Raw genomic sequence first — 20,330 nt, 5'->3', positions numbered from 1 at the left:
GGGCGAGCCTCACAGCTTGCTGGACGATTCACGACGCAGCGCATCAGTGCCGGTGCTGGCGCGACGGTCATTGGGTTGGTTGAGCAGTACGTCGATGCGTTGTGAAACACGGCGCGCCGACTCGTCCCAGGAAAACCGCGCAACGTTGTTCAGGCCGCGCCGTCGCAGCGACTGACGCAACGGCAGATCGGTGAGGATGCGTTCCATGGCCGAAGCCATGTGGCTGACATCCATCGGGTCGAAGTACAAGGCGCTGGCCTGCAGCACTTCCGGAATCGATGCCGCGTTGGCTGCCAGTACCGGGCAACCGCAGGCCTGGGCCTCCAGCGGCGGAATGCCGAAACCTTCGTACAGCGAAGGGAACACGAACGCCGTGGCCCCCTGGTATTGCGCGATCAGTTCGTCATCGCTCAAGCGACCGAGGAAACGAATGCGTGGATCGCGACTGGCCAGACGCTGCAGGCTGTCATCGGCAAAGATGCCGCTGGCACCGCCGACGATGTGCAGTTGCAGGTCATCGTGGCCGCGCAGCAGCAGAAACGCCTGGATCATCCGGCTGAAGTTCTTGTGCGCGCTGGGTGAGGACACCGCCAGCAGGTATTGCGCCTGATCCTTGAGCGGCGGACCGGGTTGAAAGGCGCCGCTCACGGCATTGGGCACCACGAAAATCTTCTTTTCCGGGTAGTTGTAGAACTGCGAAATCTCGCCCCGGGAAAAGGTGCTGACGGTCAGCAACGCCTTGATCCGCGACAGCATGATCGGCGTCATGGTCCGGTACAGCAGGCGAAACATCCGCGTGTAGCTTTGCGGATGGCGTACATAGGTGACGTCGTGGTGCGTGGCAATCTGGTTGCCATAGAGCAACGGCGCCGTACTGCACAGCGACACCAGCAGCGGGTTGCCCTGACGACGCAGATACAGCGGCAGGTCCAGCTGTTCCCACAGGTGCCCGCTGTGGCGGCCGATGCATTGCACGTCCAGCACGCGGGCGCTGTCGTGCATCTTGATGCCGTGGGGGGCGACGAAGACAACGTCGTCACGCAGTTGCTTGAGCGCCAGACAGGTCTGCTCTGCGAAGCGTTGAACGCCGCGCAATTCTTGAGTGAGAAAACGTGCATTGATCACAATCATTGTGGTCGACCTGTGAAGAGATGAAGGGGCCGTACGCATCGTCCGCGAGCGCCCCGAATGAACGGGCGCTCTGCCTGCGGACATGAAAAACGTGCAGAGATGAATCAGGGCAAGGCGAACAGGGCAGGGCGCGTGCCCAGGCTTATTATTTTCGGGAAGTCATCGATCGGCACTTGCGCCGAGCAGCGGCCTTCGTCGCAGTTCCACGGGATGCCGCTGTCGACCAGACCGTTCTGCGGCTCACGGGTGTCGATGTATTGCACGTTGCCGTGCAGCACGCTGCTGGCGTCGACCTTGATCGATCGGGGAAATCCGGCGCTCCAGGCGACCATGATCTGCTCCGAACCTCGGGCAAAGCGCAGCAGGTATTGCGAGTCGGTTTCACGGCTTTTCTCGGCGTCGTAGCGGAACTGATGCAGTGTCGGGCTGATCGCCTTGAGTGTCAGGTAAGCCTGTTTGATGCTCAGGTCCTGGTTGAGCAGGCCGAAATTCTGCTCGGGGTCGCCGTTGTCAGGGCCATCGTTGAGCAAGCCGTTCCACCACATGCCCTTGATGTTGGACATGGTCTGCGCCAGAAAGAAACTGCGCGCCAGGAACGCTGCCTGGGTCTTCTCATCGCCACCGCAGCGGCCGGTGTTGCTGGGCCAGCCCATTTCGGTCAGGTACAGCGGCACGGCGGTCTTGTTTCGAGTCTTGTCCTTGAGGTCTTCGCTGATTCGCCGAAGCCAGGCGATCCAGTTTTCCGGGGTGTTGCGCTCGTCGGCGCGGCAGTGCACATAGGGGTGCAGCGACAGGCCGTCGACATGGTTGAGGATTCCCGACTCCACCAGTCGGTCGGCGAATCCCAAGTCCATGCCTTGACTGGTAACGGCGCCGGCCAGGATCACCATGGGCCGCGGGTTGTTGCGGATGCGCCTGGCGGCCTCTTCCACCAAGCCGCTGTAGTCCTTGGCAAAGGCCGGGTCGACGGGGTTTTCCTTGTCCCATTCGTTCCAGATTTCGTAGAAGTCCACGCTGTCGGTGAGTTGGCGAGTGACGAAGCTGACGTAATTGCCGTATGCGTCACGCACGATGGGTTTACGCGGTTTGGCGTAGTTGTCGTAGAACGGGTTGCCGTAACCGAGCACCAGCAAAGGTCGCAAATGGTGCTCCTGGGCCTTGCTCAAGTAATCCTGCCAGGCCGGTTCAATCCTCATCAGGCCGCGTCGCGGTTCGGCGCTGGACCAGTACGCGTCATCGCGCACCGAGTCCACGCCAGCCGCCTGGAGCAACTGCAGCGCTTTGGCCGACGTACTGCTCTTGTTCATCAGGTGGGTGTCGACCCCGATGATGAACGAGTCGTCGGCAAAGCCTGCGCTGCTGATGAACACACCCAGCAGCAGAACCGTCAATGGTCGTCGTAACCTCGTCAGACGCGTGATGGTCATGGTTTGTCTCAATGAAGAGGCACGGTCCGGAGCGCTTGCTCAGGGTAGGTCTCGGGCCGTCGGCAGGTGAATTCGGCAGTTGCGCAGGCAATGCCGGATGGTTTCAGACCGTGTAACGCAACGCCGTGGGGTCGCGGTGAACAACGTTGTCCAGCAGTGTCTGGGCAAAGATGCTTTCGTAACTGTCGAGCATCAGTTCCAGGTTCAGCAGCGCCGCGACACTGACCCGCGCCTGGCCGCTCAAGCGGCTGAGCAACTCGGGCTGTTGATGCAGTCTGAGCATCGCCTGCCCCAGCGAGTCCGGGTCCTTTGGGCTGCACAGCAAACCATTGAGCGGGTCCTGGATGATTTCGGGCAGGCCGCCCATGCGGCTGGCGATCACCGGTATCGAGTGCGCGCAGGCCTCGACGGCGACCATCCCGAACGGCTCGTTCCACAACGAGGGCACCACGGCGACATCGATCTGGCTATAAAACGCTTCGGGCTTCTGGTAGCCGACAAACTGGATGTTCGGCGAGGTGGCCAAGGCTTTGAAGGCAGCCTCGTCGCAGGTCTGTCCGCGCCCGGCCAGCTGCAAGGTGGCATCGAACGGCAGACGCTGGAACTGTTCGATCAGCCAGCGTACGCCTTTCTGTTCGGACAGCGTGCCCATGTAGCCGAAACGCAGCGGCGCCTTTTTCATCACAGGGTCGAGCGCGCGTTGCTTGCTCGGCGAGTTGTACACCGCCGCATACGGGCTGGCGTTGTGCACCACATAGCCCTTGGCGGCGCTGAAATACCCGCGCTTTTGCAGCTTGTCGAGGATGAACTGGCTGACCCCGACCACCGCCGACACTTGCGCCGAACGCGCATCGTGACCCTTGCGAAACGACTGACAGGTGCTGCATTGCTGCTGGCAGCACTGGCCGTTCTTGAACATGTTGCTGCTGGGGCACATCAGATACATGTCGTGCAGCACCTGAACGATGGGCAACTGCGCGGCGGTGATCTCGTCCCATATCGACACCGACCAGCCGGCCAGGTTGTGACAGACCACCAACTGCGGTTGCTCGTCGTTGATCACCTGCCTGACGTAGCTGCGCATCGCACCGTTGTAGCGATCGCGCAGGTGCCAGCCCAGGCGTGCCAGCCGCCCCGGGCGCTGATCACCGAAATGCCAGTAGAAATTATGCAGGCCGGCCCGGTAGACCTTGACCCCGTTGACCCTGTCGGTGGCGAGCCCCGCGTCGGGGCCGGTGACCAGCACGCTGACCTCGCAGCCGCGCTGTTGCAGGCCTTCGACTGTGCGTTGCAGAACGATCTCCGCGCCGCCGCCGATGTGGGGTGAGTACAGGCTGCTGATGAAGAGGATTTTCATAATGGATACGACTGGTTCAGACCCAATACGCCGGACTCACCGTCACGGATGGCTTTTTCGATCAGGCTCAAACGCTCTTCAGCGCCGCGGCGCTTGGCGATCAGTCTGAGCAGGCGGAAAAACACCCAGCGATTGAGGCTGTACAGCAGCGACGAGTTGGCCCAGATGTTCTTGTCGAACCAGGCCTGGTTGCGCGCTCCGTAATAGGCGCGCAGGTCCGAACCACCCAGCAGGAAGCTCTCATAGATGTTGTTGGTGCGCGCCTTGATGTTCCAGGAGTTCTCCAGGTCATCGAGCACGGCGTCGGGCACCAGGAAGATCCGCCCGCCACCGGCGGTGATGCGCCAGGTGTACTCGCTGTCGTCGGCGTACAGCATCAAGGCATCGAGGGGCAGGCCGATCTTGCGGTACAGATTGCGATGGGCCAGCAGGCCGCCATAGGTCGCGAACGGCAACTGCACCATCGCCAGCTTGCTGTGCGGGCTCTGCGGCGCGCCCCAGGGCAGGCGGCGCCAGATCTTGTACGGCAGCTGGGCGATGTGGAAGCCGAAAAAGCTCGAACGCCGCTGGATGGCGAAACGCTTGGGCACGCCGGCGGCGATATCGGCCTGATGGGTCGGACGAAAGCCCAGCACGGCGGCCTTTTCTTCGCCATCGATGACTTTGCGTTCTTCCAGCACCTGATGCAGGGTGGCGATCGCATTGATGGTCGGTGCGTTGTCGTCATCCATCAGCCAGATATGCTCGGCGCCTGCGTCCAGCGCGGCCTGGATCCCCACCGAGTAGCCACGTGCGGAGCCGGTGTTCTGATGCATGTAGATCACACTGACCTGATCCGGCCAGGTGCGGCGCAAGGTTTCCAGCGGCGAGGTGGAAGCGTTGCTGACGATGATCACGCGATCGATCAGCGGGCTTTCCAGCGAACGGCTGACCAGCGTGTGCAGGTAATTGAAACGGTCACCATAGGTGAGCGTCACCAGCGTCGTTTTTGGGGTCATGGTGAGTTTCCGGGCGAAGAGGGTTCAAGAGGCTGAAAGCGTCAGCCTCTCAGGGATATCAGAGGGGTAGCACTGTAGGCGCGTGGCGGGTCCCGCGATCTGCCGGAACCGCCAGCAATATCCAGACACGCGGTGGGTCAGGTAAAACCCGTTCCCGGATTTCGCGACGGGTTGACCGCCGCTTGTCCGAGTGCGGCCCAGCGACAGGCCACGCTCATACAGTTCAATGGACTATCAGATCAAACCCGCACTTCCATCCGCGTCAGGCTGCTGACCGGCAAGGTCACTTTCTGCTCGCGGTGCAGCAGATTGAGCAGGATCACCGCGCGCTCATCACCATCGGCGGTGAGGAAAATCGCCTCGACGTCATTGAAGCCTTCTGCGCTGATGCGCACCGCGTCGCCTTGCTCGAAGGCCACTGTGGGCGGCGCTGCCAGCAGGCGCTCGCGAATCTGCACGATCAGCTCGTCCTTGACCGGAATCGGCAGGCCGCCGAAGGTCACGATGCGCGCCACCCCCCGGGTGGAGCGGATCGGATACCAGTTGTCGCTGGTCTGGTCCATGCGGATGAACAGGTAGCCGGGGAACAGCTCCTCCTCGCAAGGGCCGCGCGAGCCGCGTTTTTTCTCGCCGTGCTTGACCGGACGGTAGCATTCGAAGAGTTGGCGTTGCAGATGCTCCTGCGCCCGGCCTTCCTGGCGGGGTTTGGTCTGGATCAGGTACCAGCGTGCGGGGTTGCTCGAAGGGCTAACGGCTTGAGACATAGTTCTTCACTCCACTGCAATCCGGGTCGACAGGGTTGAAACAGGCTCAGGGTGTTGCGTCAGCCTGGCCAGCAGCCCGGGCTCGGCGGCGGGCGGGTTCTTGTCCAGTTGATACTGGGTCAGCATGTGCTGGACCTGCTCGACGCAGTTGAACATCAGTACATCGATGATCGATAAATTAGCGACGAAAGGTTGCCTGAACTGGCGGTATTGCAGCGCATCCATGCGGAAGAATCGCACCAGCAACCGGTTACGCGCGAAATGGTCACGGTCATACAGCACCGATCCGCCTTCGGGCGTGACGAAGGTCGTCGCCTCGAAGGTGTGAGCGATGCGCACGATGCGCTCCTGTTTGTCCACAGGCTTGCCCAGAATCAAATCGGAACTGCGCATGATCGGCGTGGCGATGTGTAGATAAGCACACATTTCCCGAATTGCATGCTCGGCGTAGAGCGCGATGTTCTGTTGCGGGAAGCGGATCAGGCGTTCGACCAGCGGCATCACTTGAGCAAAGTAGGGCGCCTGCTGGTAGCTCTCGGTGATCAGGGCAATCAGGCGTTCGGCTTCATCGCTGAAGTGATCGCACAGTTGCCGTTGATTGATCTGCAATTCGAAGCGGTCTTTCTTCAGCGGGAAGGTGATCAGCCGCGCCTGATCCTGATACAGGATGCGATTGCGGTTGACCCAGCCCGAACGCACATAGTGCAGATCGTCTCCCAGGACGAAGACGTCTGCGGCGGCAATGAGCTGAAAGTAGCCCAGATACGGAAAAAGATAGGGTTGCATCACTGCGATGGTCCTGGCCATGTACGTCTCCTTTACTTCAGAACTTCAGGAACCGTTCATTTGCGAACGGTGGTGTAGTCGTACCCGTAGGCGGCGCAGTCGTAGTCGGCGGTCGAGGCCTTGCGCAGTACGCCGTTGAAAATCGCCCCCTTGATGAGGATGCCGTTGTGCGCCAGCCGGCGTTTGCATGCCTCGATTTCCTTGACCGTGCTCAGGCCGAAGCGGGTGACCAGCAGGCAGGTGCCCGATTGACGCCCCACCAGGGTGGCGTCGGTGACGGCCAGGATCGGCGGGGTGTCGACGATCACCAGGTCATACAGCGGCGACAGGTCGGTGATCAGCTTGTTGAAGTTGTCATGCATCAACAGCTCCGAGGGGTTGGGCGCCGCGAAACCACAGGATATGAAGTCCAGGTTGCGCACCTCGGTGTGGTTGATCACTTCCTTGCTCTTGAGCCGCGCGGCCAAGGTGTCGGACAGACCATGCTTGGGCGTCAGGTTAAACACCTTGTGCAGGTAACCCTTGCGCATGTCGGCGTCGATCAACAGCACGCGCTTGCCGGTCTGGGCAATGATCACCGCCAGGTTGCTGGAAACGAACGACTTGCCCACACCCGGCGTCGGGCTCGAGATCATCAGCACGTTGTTGCGTGCTTCGAGCATGGCGAAATGCAGGCTGGTGCGCAGGCTGCGCAACGACTCGATCGCCAGTTCCGTCGGTGCGCTGACGCTGAGCAGGCGCGGTTCCTTGTTGCTGGCGCGGCCTTGGCTGGCCTTTTCCATGCGCTCCTGCTGACGCGAATACGGCAGCGAGGCATAAACCGGCATGCCCAGGTTCTCGATCACTTCCGGGTTATCCACACCGCGGTAGAACGCCTGGCGTACGAACACGGTGCCCACCGCCAGCAGCAGACCGACGAGCGCTGCAACCAGCACGATGATTTTCTTCATCGGCTTGACCGGCTCTTCGACGTTGGCGTCGGCGTTGTCGATCACCCGCACGTTGCCGATGCTGCCCGCCCGAAGAATGTCCTGCTCCTGACTCTTGTCCAGCAACAGGGTGTAGGTCTGCGAAGTGACCTGCATATCACGGGTCAGGCGCAGCAATTCCTGTTGCGTGGCAGGCAGGGTTTCGATTTTCTTCAGCAGCGCCGCTTTCTGCGCTTCAACCTGGCTGATCTGGGTCATCAGACCGCGATAGGTCGGGTGCTCCGGGGTGTACAGACGTTCGACGTCGACCCGTTTCATCTTCAGATCCGACAGCGTGCCTTCAAGCTTGACCACCTGATCGAGGATCGATTTGGTCTCGACACTCAGGTCAACCGACTTGGCGCCCATCTGGAAATTGTTCAAGGCAATTTCCGATTGCTCCAGTTGCTTGCGCACCGCTGGCAATTGCGAACGCAGGAACTCCAGGCGCTGAGCGGCTTCGGCCGAACTGCGTTCGACGTTCTGACGCACATACAGACGGCTGACCTCGTTGAGGATGCGTTTTGCCAAGACCGGGTCCGGGTCCTGAATCGACAGGTAGACGATCCCGGAATCCTTGCCGGCCTCGAGGATTTTCAGGCGATCCTGATAATCCAGTGCAGAGGTCAGGGTGCGTTGACGGACGACGATGAACTCGGTGCCAGGACGGCCATTGAGCGCAGCCACCTGAATCTTCACGCCGCTGCCTTCCACCGTCTGACCGACCGGGCCGCTGAGCAGCTTGTTGTGATCGTCGTCATACAGGCTGAAGCTCTCGGGCTTGTCGATGACCATGGTCAGCCTCTCGCCCAGCAGCGCGTCGGGCACTTCGAGCTGGAAGATGTCGATCTTCTCGCCGCCCCAGGCGAAGCTGTCCAGGCCGAACATTGGCGCGGCCATCTCGCCTTCGTGTCCAGGCTTGAAGCGACGGGCCATGTAGCTGCCGATGCCCGGTACGTACTTGGGCCGTTGAAGGATGTTGAGCTTGAGGTCCTCGACCACCTTGCCCAATACCGCCCGGGATTTGATCAGTTCGATCTCGGTGGTGGCCTGGGAAACCGACAGTGGCTTGGAGCTGATCTCCGTGCGACCTTCGATGCCGATTTTCTTCGGCTCGATCTGGATCATCGCGTTGGCCTGGAAGATCGGCGTTGCGAGTACGGCGTAGGTCACCCCGATCAGGACGCAGACACCGATAATCGATGCCATCATTCCCTTGTGATCGAAAAGTGTGCGCAAGATAGTCGCCAAATCGATCCGGGAGTCCTGGACCTCGTCCAGGGAAGTACGGTTCATAGCGGTCATTTATCTTGGATCTCCTGACTGAAGATAAGGAAGCCAGTCGTCGACGCAACGCGAAAGCTGCTCGTAGGTCTGTTCAAAGGCTAGTTTCGGGCGCCGGTAGGGATCGGCTATTTCCAGTTCCTGTTGCCATTTGCCAATCAGAAACGTCTTGCCGCGTACCTCGGGGGCCAGATTGAGTACGCTTTGCGTCTGACGGTGCTCCATGAGCAGGATCAGATCCGCGTCATGCAGCAGCTGCCTGTCGATCTGCCGACTTCGATGCTTTTGTGCTTCGACGCCGTTGAGGTGCAACACGGCCCTGGCCAGCGGGTCCATGGTCGAACTGAGCATGGCGTGAGTGCCTGCCGACGAAACGGTGATGCCAGGGTTGTGTACCCGTTGTCGGAACATGGCTTCGGCCATGGGGCTGCGACAGATATTGCCGACGCAGACCACCAGAACGTTACTGAACATGACCTTTGCGCAACGGCGTCATCAGTCTTTTGCTGATGTTCAGGCTGAAGTTGCGCGCCACTTGCAGCAGTGTCTGCACCTTGCGCTGGGGAGTGATCGCTGACAGTGAGTAACCCACCAGCTCCATCAGAAAGTGCTCATACAGCGCCTCGTTGCCAAGGCGGTTGTAATAGTTGGCCAGCGCGCCGGTGGTTTGCAGGGCCATGTGCAGCTTGCGTTTGTTCGAGCGCATGGAGAACACACCGCCCGGGTGCAGTCGATAGGCAGCCGGCTTGATCTGCTCCATGAACTTGCCCTTGCCGTAGGCGCCCAGCAGCGACCACCAGACCAGGTCGTTGAGCGGCGCGCCCTGTAGCTCCTGGGGCAGGCTGTCGAAGACGTTGCGAAACACCGTGGTCAGGGTCGAGACCGGCCGCGCTTTCTGCAGCTCCAGCGCGGTGGCGTCGGCGCGTAGCGTGCCTTGCAGCTGAATCGGGTACTGGCCGTTGACGTCGAAGGGGATGGCGTCGTGGTAGGTCAGTACGTAATCGGGGTGGCCCTCGAGAAAGTCCACCTGGATCTGCAGCTTGTGCGGATCGGTCCAGTAATCGTCGGCTTCGCAGTAGGCGATATACCGGCCCCGGGCCTGGCCGAACAGGCGCGGTACCGAGGGGTTGCCTTGCGAATACTGATTGGTCTGGTGATAGAAGGCGCGGATCAGGGTCGGGTAACGCTCGACGTAATCGGCAATGATGCGGGCTGTGCCATCCGTGGAAGCGTCGTCGTTGACCAGGATTTCGAAGTCGAAGGTCGTTTCCTGCATCAGGAAACCCTCCAGCGTCTGAACGATGTAGGCTTCCTGGTTGTAGGCTGGACAGACGATGCTGACCAGGGGTGCGGCGGACGGCGAGGTGCTCGTCTTTTTGCTAGTAGCATCCATGGCTGGGCTCTCGGTTTTGAAACTGGGTGTTAAACACTCGGTTTGCTGAACAGGACGGAAATCTTCGTCACCAGTGGCTTGTAACTCGCTGCGACCACCATCAGCGTGATCAGGCCGCTGACGGCCAGACCCAGAAACGTGTTGAAGCGGCTCTCGTTGACGATCATGCGCAATAGCGGCTCGCTGATCGCCAGGCCCACGGCGGTCATCACGCTGATGCGGATGATGTCGCGCAGCCATAAGCTGTGAATCCCCGGTGCCAGCCGCTGATGCACGATCATCGGCCAGATGGCCAACGACACCACGCGCAGAACCAGCCAGGCGATGGCGGCACCGAATGCGCCGTCGTAATGAATCGCCAGAAACATCACCGGCACCGTGACCAGCGCTGAAACGACGCTGTACCAGACATGCAGGCGCATCTGCCCATAGGCGTATTGCAGATAGAACTGAAAGGCACTGACCGCCATGATCGCGCTGCCCAGTGCGTACCACGGCAGAATCGCGCGGCTCCAGTCAGCGGCGGTCCGGTCGCCCGACCAGGCATACACCATCGCGTCGGCATGCAGGGCGATCAGCGCCGCCAGCGGAAACAGAAACGTGCAGACAAACCGGTTGGCCGCCAGATACAGCCGGTGCATGTCGTCGCGCCGGCCCTCGGCCATCAGCACCGTCAGGCGCGGCAGCAGCGTCTGAGCCAGGGGGTTGCTCAACATCATGATGCCGGTGGTGATCAACGCCACCAGCGAGAAATAGCCGTATTCGTTGAGTGGCAGCAGCTCTGAAAGCAATACCTTGTCGATCTGCGTCAGTACGATCCACAACACCGCAGTGCCGGACATGCTCGCCGCGAACGGGATAATCGGCTTGACCAGCTGCCAGTCAAAGCCCGTCCACCAGGAGGGCGTCGGCATCTGCTGGTAGGCGCGGGCAGCGAAGATCAGGGTCTCGATCACCCCGACCAGCACCTGGAACTCGAAGAACAGCACCGGATCACTGGAAATCGTGCTCACCAGCAGCAAGCCGCCGAAGTAGCGCACGGTTGCAATCACCACATTGGCGATGTTCAGCCAGGCATGTTGCTCCAGGCCCTGAATCCCGCTTTTATAAAGCGTCGCATACAGCCGCAGGGCGATGACGATGCCCATCAGGCTGATGCACTCGATCAAGGTTTGTGTCGACAACTCTTTGGCGTTGAGCCAGCGCACCGCAATCCATTCACTGCCGGCATACATCGCCACGCAACATAGCCCGGCCAGCGGCAGGAAGATGATTTCGAACGATCGCAGCAGGCGTCCGGTGTAACGCTGCGCGACGTCGGCACCCTGCTGATGCGCCACGGCCCGTACCAGACTGGGCGACAGGCCGGCGTCCAGCAGCTGCAACCAGGCCTGCAACACCGAGAAGAAACCGATCAGCCCGTAGGCCTCGGCGCCCATATGGCCAAGGTAGAACGGCATGATCAGGATGCCCACCAGCAGGGTGTAGGCCTGTCCTGCATAGCTCAACGCAGTGTTGCGTATGACTGAGCGCTTGGTCTGCATGAGATGTCCTTCTCGCCAAAACGTGAGCGTGTTTCCCGGGTGGCGGCGCTACATGACCTGCGCAAGGTTGGGGCTCTGATAGACCGCCCGGCCCAGGCTGCATTCGGCGATCACGGTGTTGATGACCCGCTCCTGATCGTCCTTGAGCAGGCCGGGATAGATCGGCAGGCACAGCACGCGTTCGCTCAGCGAGCGCGACGCGGTTTGCGCCGCCTGGGGTTGCAGATATTCCAGGGTGTCCAGCGAGGGGTAGAAGTACCGACGCGGGTTGATGCCATTGGTGTTCAGTGCGCTGCGCAAACGCAACAGCTGCTGCTCGTCGTTGACGGCAATCGGGTAATAGCTGTGGTTGAGCTGGCTGTCGGCCTCGGCGCGCTGCAGGTCGACGTAATCGCCCAGGCGCGTGGTGTAGCGGTGGGCAATTTCAGCGCGCTCCTGAAGAATGTTCTCGATGTCGTCGAGAATGCACAGGCCCATCGCAGCGGAAAACTCGTTGAGCTTGGCGTTGATACCGATGCCGTCGATCTTGTCGACATCGACGATGCCGAAGTTGCACAACAGGTGAACACGGCGCGCCAGTTCGTCATCGTTGGTGATGATGGCGCCGCCTTCAATGGTGTGAAACAGCTTGGTGGCATGGAAGCTCAAGGTGCTGATGTCGCCCCAGTTGAGCACCGACTGCCCGGCGTGGCGCACGGCGAAGGCATGCGCGCCGTCGTACACCACTTTCAGATTGCGCCGACGGGCGATTTCTTCGATGCGTTCGACCGCGCAAGGGTTGCCGAAGACATGGGTGCCGACGATGGCAGTGGTGTCCGAGACGATCCGGCTCTCGATGTGCTCGGGCGAGATGTTCCAGGTCTGGGCGTCGATATCGGCGAAGATCGGCCGAATGCCTTCCCATTGCAGCGAGCTGCTGGTGGCCACGAAGCTGAAGGGCGTGGTGACCGCGCTGCCGCTCAGGCCCAGTGCGCGATAAGCCACCTGCAGGGCAAGCGTGCCGTTGTTGGTAAGAATCACGTGTTTGACGCCCAGGTAGTCCTTCAGGCGCTGCTCCAGTTCACACACCAGCGGACCATGGTTGGTCAGCCAGCCGCGCGAATAGATGCCTTCGACGTAATTCTTGAACTTGTCGATATCGCCCAGGTAAGTCTTGGTTACGTTGATCATCGAAGTCTCCATTTCTGACGCAATGCTTTAGGGCAGTGGGGCGCAACATCCGGTCCGGACTAGCCTTGGGTTGAAGCGGGTGGCTGGTTGCCGGCTTTATTACTCATCCGTCGTGCCCGGCCCTGGTTAATCCTCAGGATCAGGCGTGTCGCCAGACTTCCGGTATGCGGGTCACCGAAGTGAAACAGTGCGGTGGCGCGTTTGACGTCGGCGCTACAGGCCTTGTTGGCGTGCAGCGTGCGATAGCCCCAGAAGAAGTAAACGTTGCCCGGCTCCAGGCGCAGGATGTAAGGCTTGAGCCATTGGCGCTGCATGCCTTTGATGATCCAGTTGCGGGTGAACTTGTTCTGCAGCAACGCCTTTTCGATCACGTTGAACAGCACCCAGCCGCGCACGCGACGAAGGTTGGGGAACAGCATCAAATCGCCGCGTTCTTCACCTTCGGTGGGGATGAACACGGGGATAAGTGCGGTCACCAGGCTCGCGTCGTAGTGAAAACTGTTGGATTCGCGTTGGCCCTGATTGCCCTGTACGCAGCGCAGCACCGGGAAGATTCGCTCGCTGGCCGCTTCCTGGTGAGCGGCGTGCTTATAAAGGCGTGCCAACAAGGATCTGAATCGCGGGTCGGACCAGTAACTGGCCAACAGGCTGTCGCCCAGCATCGCTTCCCCGTGGTAGGCGAAGTATTCGCCCTGATGCTTGAGTGCCTGCTCGTCAGTCCATGCGCGTAGCTGCTGAAGATCCGCTTCAGGCACCGCAGCGCTGAGTCTTGCAAAGCCGTTGGTATCGATTTCGTCAGCCAGGCGTTGGACCAGCTGCTCATCCATGTCGAAAGATAAAGGCATTGCATCGCGCCCTCGGAATAAGTGGAGAGAGACTCGGCAGTCAGCTATTGGCAGGTCAGGCACGCTACCGCCCGAATCTGCAGATCCTGCCGTTCTTTTCGCAGTGGAGGATGGAGCGGTTGCCGGCTTGAATCAGAACCGCTTGTTCAAGTCGTTGGGCAAAGCTACCGCCCTACCGAGCACTTTCAGTAATTTTGAAAATTTTCTGACGGCCAACAAATGCCCACCGGCGTAAGCAACACACCGTTTTGATCATTAACTTCGTTGGCAGGTACAGCGTGATAAAGCTCGAATGTTTTCTAGGCGCAGCTCTGCGGCTACGCTGCTAAAACAGATAAACATTGGACATGCCTATATATCGACGGCGGCGCAGTTCCTGTCAAATTATTTCGCCAACATTCTGTAAAATTTTTGATAAGAGCAGTCTTAAGCGACCTAACCTATTGATTTATAAGACAGTCAAAAAACCATCAATGCGCTGCCACGGTGCGCTGACGCTTTCTCCACAGGGATGCACGAACGGGGCGGGTATGGCGCAAGCCATCAAAAGACAGTTTTCCAACGCCAGAACTTGGGCGCTCGGAGGGTGAGGTGGTTTTATGGCGCTCATTAATTGAACTTGGAAACAGCGTGTAGTTAGTCGTCGGAAACTATCTACATAGTGTAATAAAGATGGGCTATTAGTCGGCGGTGCCTGCGATATCAAAGTATGAGTGAAAACCGCTTTATAAAATAATCTGCTGCTCTATAACTTTCATAACTGGCCGGTGTCCGCTGGCCGCCATTACCTGATCGGCAACGGCTTTGCGCCATGCGGGCCGGGCACCGAGATTGCGCCACGTGGTTGCTCACCGTCGGCGTGTCCTCCATTATCTGGCGGGTGCGGGCAAATCTTTCGGGTCAGCAGGAGAATCAATGAACACGCAGTCGACAGCCACTGGAGTGGTAGGGCAACGCCTGGCGCAGGCACGCGCCCTGATGAGCGAGGAAGGTATCGATGCCTGGCTGGTGCCATCGGCCGATCCTCATCTATCTGAGTATCTACCGGGCTACTGGCAAGGGCGGCAGTGGTTGTCCGGTTTCCATGGCTCGGTGGGTACATTGATTGTCACGGCTGACTTTGCCGGTCTGTGGGCGGACAGTCGCTACTGGGAGCAGGCCAGCAAGGAGCTTGCAGGCAGCGGCATCGAGCTGGTCAAGTTGCAGCCCGGCCAACCAGGGCCTCTGGAATGGCTGGCCGAGCAAGCGAAGGCAGATTCAGTGGTTGCAGTGGATGGCGCGGTACTGGCGGTGGCGTCCTCGCGCACGCTGGCCAGCAGTCTTTATGCCCGGGGCGCCAGGCTGCGTACCGATCTCGATCCTTTGACGACACTGTGGAGCGACCGCCCGGCGTTGCCGACGCAGGCTGTTTATGAACACGTGGCGCCACAGGCGACCCAACTGCGAGCCGAAAAACTCGCGCGCCTGCGCGGGGTACTTGCCGAGCGCGGTGCCGACTGGCATTTCCTCGCCACGCTGGACGACATCGCCTGGCTGTTTAACCTGCGAGGCGAAGACGTTTCCTACAACCCGGTGTTCATTTCCTTTGCCTTGATCGGACCAGACAGCGTCAGTCTGTTTGTTGCACCGCAGAAGGTTAACCCTGCGCTGCGTAAAACCCTGGAGAGCGAAGGCATTACCTTGCGTGAGTACACCGGCATCGGCGCCGCCCTGCGTGAGGTCCCCCGTGAGGCGCGTTTGCTGGTGGATCCGGCACGGGTCACCTGCGGATTACTCGACTATCTGGACAGCGAAGTGACGCTGGTGGAGGGCCTGAACCCGACCACGTTGTTCAAGTCGCAGAAAAGCGCTGCCGACGCCCAGCATATTCGCCAGGCGATGGAGCAGGACGGGGCGGCGCTGTGCGAGTTCTTCGCCTGGCTGGACTCGGCCCTGGGAAATGAACCGGTCAGTGAGTTGACCATCGACGAAAAACTCAGCGCCGCGCGGGCACGCCGCCCGGGTTATATCTCCCAGAGCTTCGCCACCATTGCAGGTTTCAATGGCAATGGAGCGATGCCGCATTACCGCGCGACCGAACAGGAACATGCGCAGATCGAAGGCGATGGCCTGCTGCTGATCGATTCCGGTGGCCAGTACCTGGGGGGGACCACGGATATCACGCGGATGGTTCCGATCGGCACGCCGACGCTGGAGCAAAAGCGCGACTGCACGCGCGTACTCAAGGGTGTGATCGCGCTGTCTCGCGCACATTTTCCGCAAGGCATTCTTTCGCCGCTGCTCGACGCCATCGCTCGCGCGCCCATCTGGGCTGAGGGTGTGAACTATGGTCATGGCACCGGTCACGGGGTGGGGTATTTCCTCAACGTGCATGAAGGTCCGCAGGTCATTGCCTATCAGGCCCCGGCCACGCCGCAGACGGCCATGCAGCCGGGGATGATCACCTCCATCGAGCCTGGCACCTATCGCCCCGGCCAGTGGGGGGTGCGTATCGAAAACCTGGTCATCAACCAGCAGGCGGGCAAGACTGAATTCGGCGAGTTCCTGAAATTCGAAACCCTGACCCTGTGCCCGATCGACACCCGTTGTCTTGAAACCGGCCTGCTGACCCAGGAGGAGCGGGAGTGGTTGAACGATTACCACGCCCAGGTCAGACAGCGCCTGAGCCCACTGCTTGAAGGTGCGGCACTGGCCTGGCTGGAAACCCGCACGGCCGCTGTCTGAGTTGGCTTTTGGCTGCCACCGCGTCCGCAGCGGTGGTGGCATTTCCTTTACGCTTTGAGCGTCAGGCGTTCAACGCATCCCTGACGAAATCGACGCGGTCCTGGCCGAAGTAGAGCTGGTCCCCCACGAACATGCTGGGGGCGCCAAAGATGCCGCGGGCGACGGCGGCCTCGGTGGCGCTCTTCAGACCATCCTTGACCTGCGGATCGTTAACCCATCCCAGTACCTGCGCGGGGTCGAAACCGCCTTTTTTCAATGCAGCAGCGAGCACCGCCGGGTCGTTTAGATCGAGGGCGTCAATCCACATCGCCTTGAATGTCAGCTCGAGAAACGCCAGGAACCGCTGCGGTTCAATCGACTGCACGGCAGTGATCGCTCGCATCAGATTCAGGGTATTGATCGGGAAGTGCGGATTGAAAACCAGCGGCACATCGTAACGCTCGGCGAAGCGCGCCAGGTCGGTAATCGAATAGCGCGCCTTGGCGGGGACTTCATTGGGCGATGCGTTGCCAGTGGCTTTGAACACACCGCCCAGCAACATGGGGCGATAGATCAGCGTGGCGCCGGTCTCTTCGCAGATCTTTCTCAATTGGGTAAACGCCAGATAACTGGTCGGGCTGCCCACGTCGAAATAAAACTCCACTTCTTTGCTCATCACCAGCTTCCTTCTTCTTTATATTCGGGAGAGGTTTATCTGGGCAGGACCGGCTACCAGCGCTCGTTCCACGGGCGCAGGTCCAGCTCGAAGGTCCAGGCATCGCGGGGTTGGCTGTGCAGGTACCAATAGTTCTCGGCGATATGCTCCGGATCAAGGATGCCGTCTTCGGACTTGAGCGCATAACGTTCGGGGAATTGCGTACGGATGAAGTCGGTGTCGATCGCGCCATCCACCACAATGTGGGCGACATGGATGTTCATTGGGCCCAGCTCGCGGGCCATGCTTTGGGCGAGGGCGCGGATACCGTGTTTGGCGCCGGCGAATGCGGCGAAATTCGCGGCCCCGCGAAGGCCCGCAGTCGCGCCAGTGAACAGGATGGTCCCGCGTTTGCGTCGGGCCATGCGGATCGCCACTTCCCGGGCATTGAGAAATCCGGAGAAACAGGCCATTTCCCAGATCTTGAAATATTTGCGGGCGGTTTCTTCAAGGATACTGCAGGGCACGTTGGCGCCGATGTTGAAGACAAAGGCTTCGATGGGCCCGATGTCGTTTTCGATCTGTTCGATCAAGGCAACCACCTCGTCTTCCTTGCGCGCATCGCAGGCGAAACCGTGCGCCTGGCCACCTTCCAGGCGAATGCCGTCAACCAATGGCTGCAGCTTGTCGGCACTGCGCCGGGTGACGCAAGCCACATAGCCTTCGCGGGCGAACCGTCTGGCGATGGCACCGCCGGTTGCGTCTCCTGCTCCCACCACCAGAGCCACTTTCTTATTATTCGAGTCAGCAGTCATCGTCATTCCTTTAGTTAAACGATCGTTAACCAAACGGACGTTATGCTACGCTGCCTGCTGCGTCAAGCCACCGGCAATGAGGTAAACGTGCGCTATTCTTCCGAGCATAAACAACAGACCCGCCAGGCCTTGCTGGACAGCAGCGCCAGTTTGGCCAAGCACAATGGTTTCTCTACCGTCGGCGTCGATGGCTTGATGAAAGCCATTGGCCTCACCGGCGGGGCGTTCTACAGCCACTTCCCATCGAAGGACGATCTGTTTTGCGCCATCATCGAGCGTGAGCTGGAGAACAGCCTCAGATTGCTCGGCTGTGGTGAGACGTCGAGCAAGGAGAAGCTCAAGAAATGCCTGGGGCACTACTTGAACATGGCCCATGTGATGAATCCGGCCGATGGCTGCGCGATCCCGGCGTTGGGGGCAGAAATTGCCCGAGCGGATGAGCACGTACGCTCCCGCGCTGAACACTGGCTATGTGAATTGCATCGGGTCTGGGGGCAGATTCTGGAGAGTGATACGTTGGCGTGGGCGGCAATCTCCCAGTCGATTGGCGCATTGGTGGTGGCCAGGATGCTCTCGACGCCTGGGGTGCAGGCACGCGTGATACAGGCCAGTCATGATCTGCTGTGTCAGCAGATCGATGGGCCGTGCGGATCAGACTAGGGCTTGGTGGGCTTCTTGCAGATGATGATCATGCTGCGACTGGTGTAGCCGGCCGGATTAAGGCCCAGTGGGAAGTCACCCGGGTCTTCGGCGGCGTCGCCTGATTTGGCAATGACCCGATACTGCTTTGATTCGCAAGAGTCGGTGGCCATCTCATAGCATTTGTCCCAGGAGGACGACAGGCCGGAACAGTTGATGTGCAGGCCTCTTTTGCTCATGACTGGTTTGGAAGTGGCCGCGCACCCAGTGACGGTCAAGACTGCCAGTACTATTAAAATGTACTTCATTCATTCCCTTACCTGATCGGGATCATCCGCTCAGTCTCTATCTTGAATTCGCTTGCTTGCCTTAAGCCAACAACCTTGCCCGTCCAGGTGAATCCGCGCAGTGGAGGAGGGCTTGGATGTAAACATGGCGCAATGGCGTTACAAATGCCAGTGACATCGTGTAACCAGGTGGAAAAACCCCTCAGTCGGCAGGCACCAGAGCGGCAGGCTCAGAACCGGTGCTGAGCGTGGCGCCCGCGGAAGCCACGATGATTGCGGCTATCGCCATCCATTGGCTAGGCAACAGGGTTTCATGGAGAAACAGCAGGCCGGACAATGCACCCACGGCTGGCTCCATGCTCATCAATGTGCCGAACGTGCGAACCGGCATGCGCGTCAGGGCGATCATTTCCAGGGTATAGGGCAGCGCGGTCGACAGGATGGCAACACCTAGCGCGACCGGGATCAACCCAGGGTTGAGCAGGGCGCTGCCAGCATGTGCCACGCCGATTGGCGCGATGAAGATGGCCGCGATGACCACGCCCAGCGCCGCTGTCTGTACTCCGTGATCGGCACCGGCCTTCTGGCCAAACAGGATGTATGCCGCCCAGCAGACGCCCGCTGCCAGTGCATAGAGCGCACCGGTCAGGTCCAGGCTGTCGGCCTGGCCCATCGGTATCAGCAGTGCCAGGCCGGTGACCGCCAGAACGATCCAGATAAAGTCCGTCAACTTGCGCGAATGCCAAAGCGCTACGGCCAGGGGGCCGGTGAATTCCAACGCCACTCCGATCCCCAAGGGAATCGTGCGGATTGCCATATAGAAGAGGAAATTCATCCCGCCCAGTGCGATGCCATATATAAGCACGGTGCGCAGCGAGCTGGCGGTGAAGGTGGTGCGCCAAGGGCGCAGGATCAGCAGCATGAGAATGCTGGCGAAAATCAGGCGCAAGGTTGTGGTGCCCTGAGCGCCAACGACAGGGAACAGCGACTTGGCCAGAGATGCGCCGGTCTGTACCGATGCCATGGCAATCAGCAACATGCCAACTGGAAGCGCGATGGAGGTCAGCCTGCTTTGCTTTGCGTTCATTGCTTTATAGAGGTCCGGTGAATAAGCGTAAGGAATGGTGCAGGCGCATGATGCTGAAGAACGTGTAAATGAGCAATATAGTGCTCATATTTTGTCAGGGCGGGCAGAATGCGGGTAAATCGAAATTAACTGTTGACGCCTCTCTCGATCTGTCTATAATTCGCCCCACTTCCGGCGCAGACGAAACGGAAAACTCCTTGATAATCAAAGAGTTGGACGAAGTAAGCAGTGAGGAAGCGCTTCGGTTCAGATGCTTGAATCGACAGCGGTGAGAAAGGAGTTGACAGCAAGTTGTAACGCTGTAGAATTCGCCTCCCGCTGACGTGAGACGCCAAGTCGAACGAAGCGCAAGTGGTTGAAGTTGCAAAGGAAACTTTGAAAACTTCTTAAAATAACCGCTTGACAGATACAGAGGACGCTGTAGAATGCGCGCCTCGGTTGAGACGAAAGATCTTAACCAACCGCTCTTTAACAACT

At 59.7% G+C, this 20,330-nt stretch carries 18 protein-coding genes; 2 read left to right on the top strand and 16 right to left on the bottom strand.

From position 1 onward, the window contains the following. Nucleotides 1-9: 9 nt before the first annotated feature. The 12 genes from ACI2KS_RS00090 to ACI2KS_RS00035 all read right to left on the bottom strand — a co-directional run bounded on the left by ACI2KS_RS00090 (nt 10) and on the right by ACI2KS_RS00035 (nt 13,667). Nucleotides 10-1,131 (bottom strand): glycosyltransferase family 4 protein, encoded by a 1,122-nt coding sequence (locus ACI2KS_RS00090; protein ID WP_404616374.1) that lies wholly within the window; start codon nt 1,129-1,131, stop codon nt 10-12. 104 nt (nt 1,132-1,235) lie between these two features. Next, nucleotides 1,236-2,558 (bottom strand): hypothetical protein, encoded by a 1,323-nt coding sequence (locus tag ACI2KS_RS00085; protein WP_404616373.1) that lies wholly within the window; start codon nt 2,556-2,558, stop codon nt 1,236-1,238. Between the two features lie 103 nt (nt 2,559-2,661). Beyond that, entirely contained in the window at nt 2,662-3,915 is a 1,254-nt protein-coding gene (locus ACI2KS_RS00080; RefSeq protein WP_404616372.1) for a glycosyltransferase family 4 protein, read from the bottom strand. Further along, nucleotides 3,912-4,913 carry a glycosyltransferase gene (locus ACI2KS_RS00075; RefSeq protein WP_404616371.1) on the bottom strand — a complete coding sequence of 334 codons (1,002 nt, stop codon included), beginning with the start codon at nt 4,911-4,913 and terminating at the stop codon, nt 3,912-3,914. The genes ACI2KS_RS00080 and ACI2KS_RS00075 overlap by 4 nt, the downstream gene beginning before the upstream one ends. 239 nt (nt 4,914-5,152) lie before the next feature. Then, nucleotides 5,153-5,677 carry a transcription/translation regulatory transformer protein RfaH gene (rfaH, locus tag ACI2KS_RS00070; protein ID WP_404616370.1) on the bottom strand — a complete coding sequence of 175 codons (525 nt, stop codon included), beginning with the start codon at nt 5,675-5,677 and terminating at the stop codon, nt 5,153-5,155. Nucleotides 5,678-5,683: 6 nt separating this feature from the next. Next, nucleotides 5,684-6,484: a WbqC family protein gene (locus ACI2KS_RS00065; protein ID WP_404616369.1), complete on the bottom strand. Its 801-nt coding sequence runs from the start codon at nt 6,482-6,484 to the stop codon at nt 5,684-5,686. A gap of 35 nt (nt 6,485-6,519) precedes the next feature. Continuing rightward, nucleotides 6,520-8,736 (bottom strand): polysaccharide biosynthesis tyrosine autokinase, encoded by a 2,217-nt coding sequence (locus tag ACI2KS_RS00060; protein WP_404616368.1) that lies wholly within the window; start codon nt 8,734-8,736, stop codon nt 6,520-6,522. Beyond that, nucleotides 8,737-9,189, bottom strand: coding sequence for a low molecular weight protein-tyrosine-phosphatase (locus ACI2KS_RS00055; protein ID WP_404616367.1), 453 nt, complete (start codon nt 9,187-9,189; stop codon nt 8,737-8,739). It lies immediately after the preceding gene. Continuing rightward, a complete protein-coding gene (locus tag ACI2KS_RS00050; protein ID WP_404616366.1) occupies nt 9,179-10,108 on the bottom strand; it encodes a glycosyltransferase family 2 protein in 930 nt (309 codons plus the stop codon). Before ACI2KS_RS00050 ends, ACI2KS_RS00055 begins: the two co-directional genes overlap by 11 nt. Before the next feature lie 29 nt (nt 10,109-10,137). Then, on the bottom strand, nt 10,138-11,652 hold the full coding sequence (locus ACI2KS_RS00045; protein WP_404616365.1) for a lipopolysaccharide biosynthesis protein: 1,515 nt from the start codon (nt 11,650-11,652) through the stop codon (nt 10,138-10,140). Between the two features lie 48 nt (nt 11,653-11,700). Continuing rightward, nucleotides 11,701-12,822, bottom strand: a complete 1,122-nt coding sequence (locus tag ACI2KS_RS00040) for a DegT/DnrJ/EryC1/StrS family aminotransferase (protein WP_404616364.1) — start codon at nt 12,820-12,822, stop codon at nt 11,701-11,703. 59 nt (nt 12,823-12,881) lie between these two features. Beyond that, nucleotides 12,882-13,667, bottom strand: coding sequence for a hypothetical protein (locus ACI2KS_RS00035; RefSeq protein WP_404616363.1), 786 nt, complete (start codon nt 13,665-13,667; stop codon nt 12,882-12,884). Nucleotides 13,668-14,582: 915 nt separating this feature from the next. Between ACI2KS_RS00035 and ACI2KS_RS00030 the strand changes: the two genes are divergently transcribed. Beyond that, nucleotides 14,583-16,391, top strand: a complete 1,809-nt coding sequence (locus ACI2KS_RS00030) for an aminopeptidase P family protein (protein ID WP_404616362.1) — start codon at nt 14,583-14,585, stop codon at nt 16,389-16,391. 61 nt (nt 16,392-16,452) lie between these two features. Here ACI2KS_RS00030 and ACI2KS_RS00025 read toward each other — a convergent pair whose 3' ends face one another. Both ACI2KS_RS00025 and ACI2KS_RS00020 read right to left on the bottom strand, forming a co-directional pair. Then, nucleotides 16,453-17,046: a 2-hydroxychromene-2-carboxylate isomerase gene (locus tag ACI2KS_RS00025; RefSeq protein ID WP_404616361.1), complete on the bottom strand. Its 594-nt coding sequence runs from the start codon at nt 17,044-17,046 to the stop codon at nt 16,453-16,455. A 53-nt stretch (nt 17,047-17,099) separates the two neighbouring features. Continuing rightward, on the bottom strand, nt 17,100-17,840 hold the full coding sequence (locus tag ACI2KS_RS00020; protein ID WP_404616360.1) for an SDR family oxidoreductase: 741 nt from the start codon (nt 17,838-17,840) through the stop codon (nt 17,100-17,102). A gap of 87 nt (nt 17,841-17,927) precedes the next feature. On the opposite strand from ACI2KS_RS00020, the gene ACI2KS_RS00015 reads away from it, so the two are divergent. Further along, the gene (locus tag ACI2KS_RS00015) at nt 17,928-18,500 is read left to right on the top strand and encodes a TetR/AcrR family transcriptional regulator (protein ID WP_404616359.1); all 573 of its coding nucleotides are present in this window, start codon (nt 17,928-17,930) and stop codon (nt 18,498-18,500) included. Here ACI2KS_RS00015 and ACI2KS_RS00010 read toward each other — a convergent pair. After that, nucleotides 18,497-18,787 (bottom strand): hypothetical protein, encoded by a 291-nt coding sequence (locus ACI2KS_RS00010; RefSeq protein ID WP_404616358.1) that lies wholly within the window; start codon nt 18,785-18,787, stop codon nt 18,497-18,499. The genes ACI2KS_RS00015 and ACI2KS_RS00010 overlap by 4 nt on opposite strands. A 181-nt stretch (nt 18,788-18,968) precedes the next feature. Next, nucleotides 18,969-19,853: a threonine/homoserine exporter RhtA gene (gene rhtA, locus ACI2KS_RS00005; RefSeq protein ID WP_404616357.1), complete on the bottom strand. Its 885-nt coding sequence runs from the start codon at nt 19,851-19,853 to the stop codon at nt 18,969-18,971. Between the last annotated feature and the right edge of the window lie 477 nt (nt 19,854-20,330).

Source organism: Pseudomonas sp. NPDC087358, from assembly GCF_044900785.1.
GTDB lineage: Bacteria > Pseudomonadota > Gammaproteobacteria > Pseudomonadales > Pseudomonadaceae > Aquipseudomonas.
Note: the sequence above shows the minus strand (reverse complement) of the source record. Positions and strands in the feature narration are given on the sequence as shown.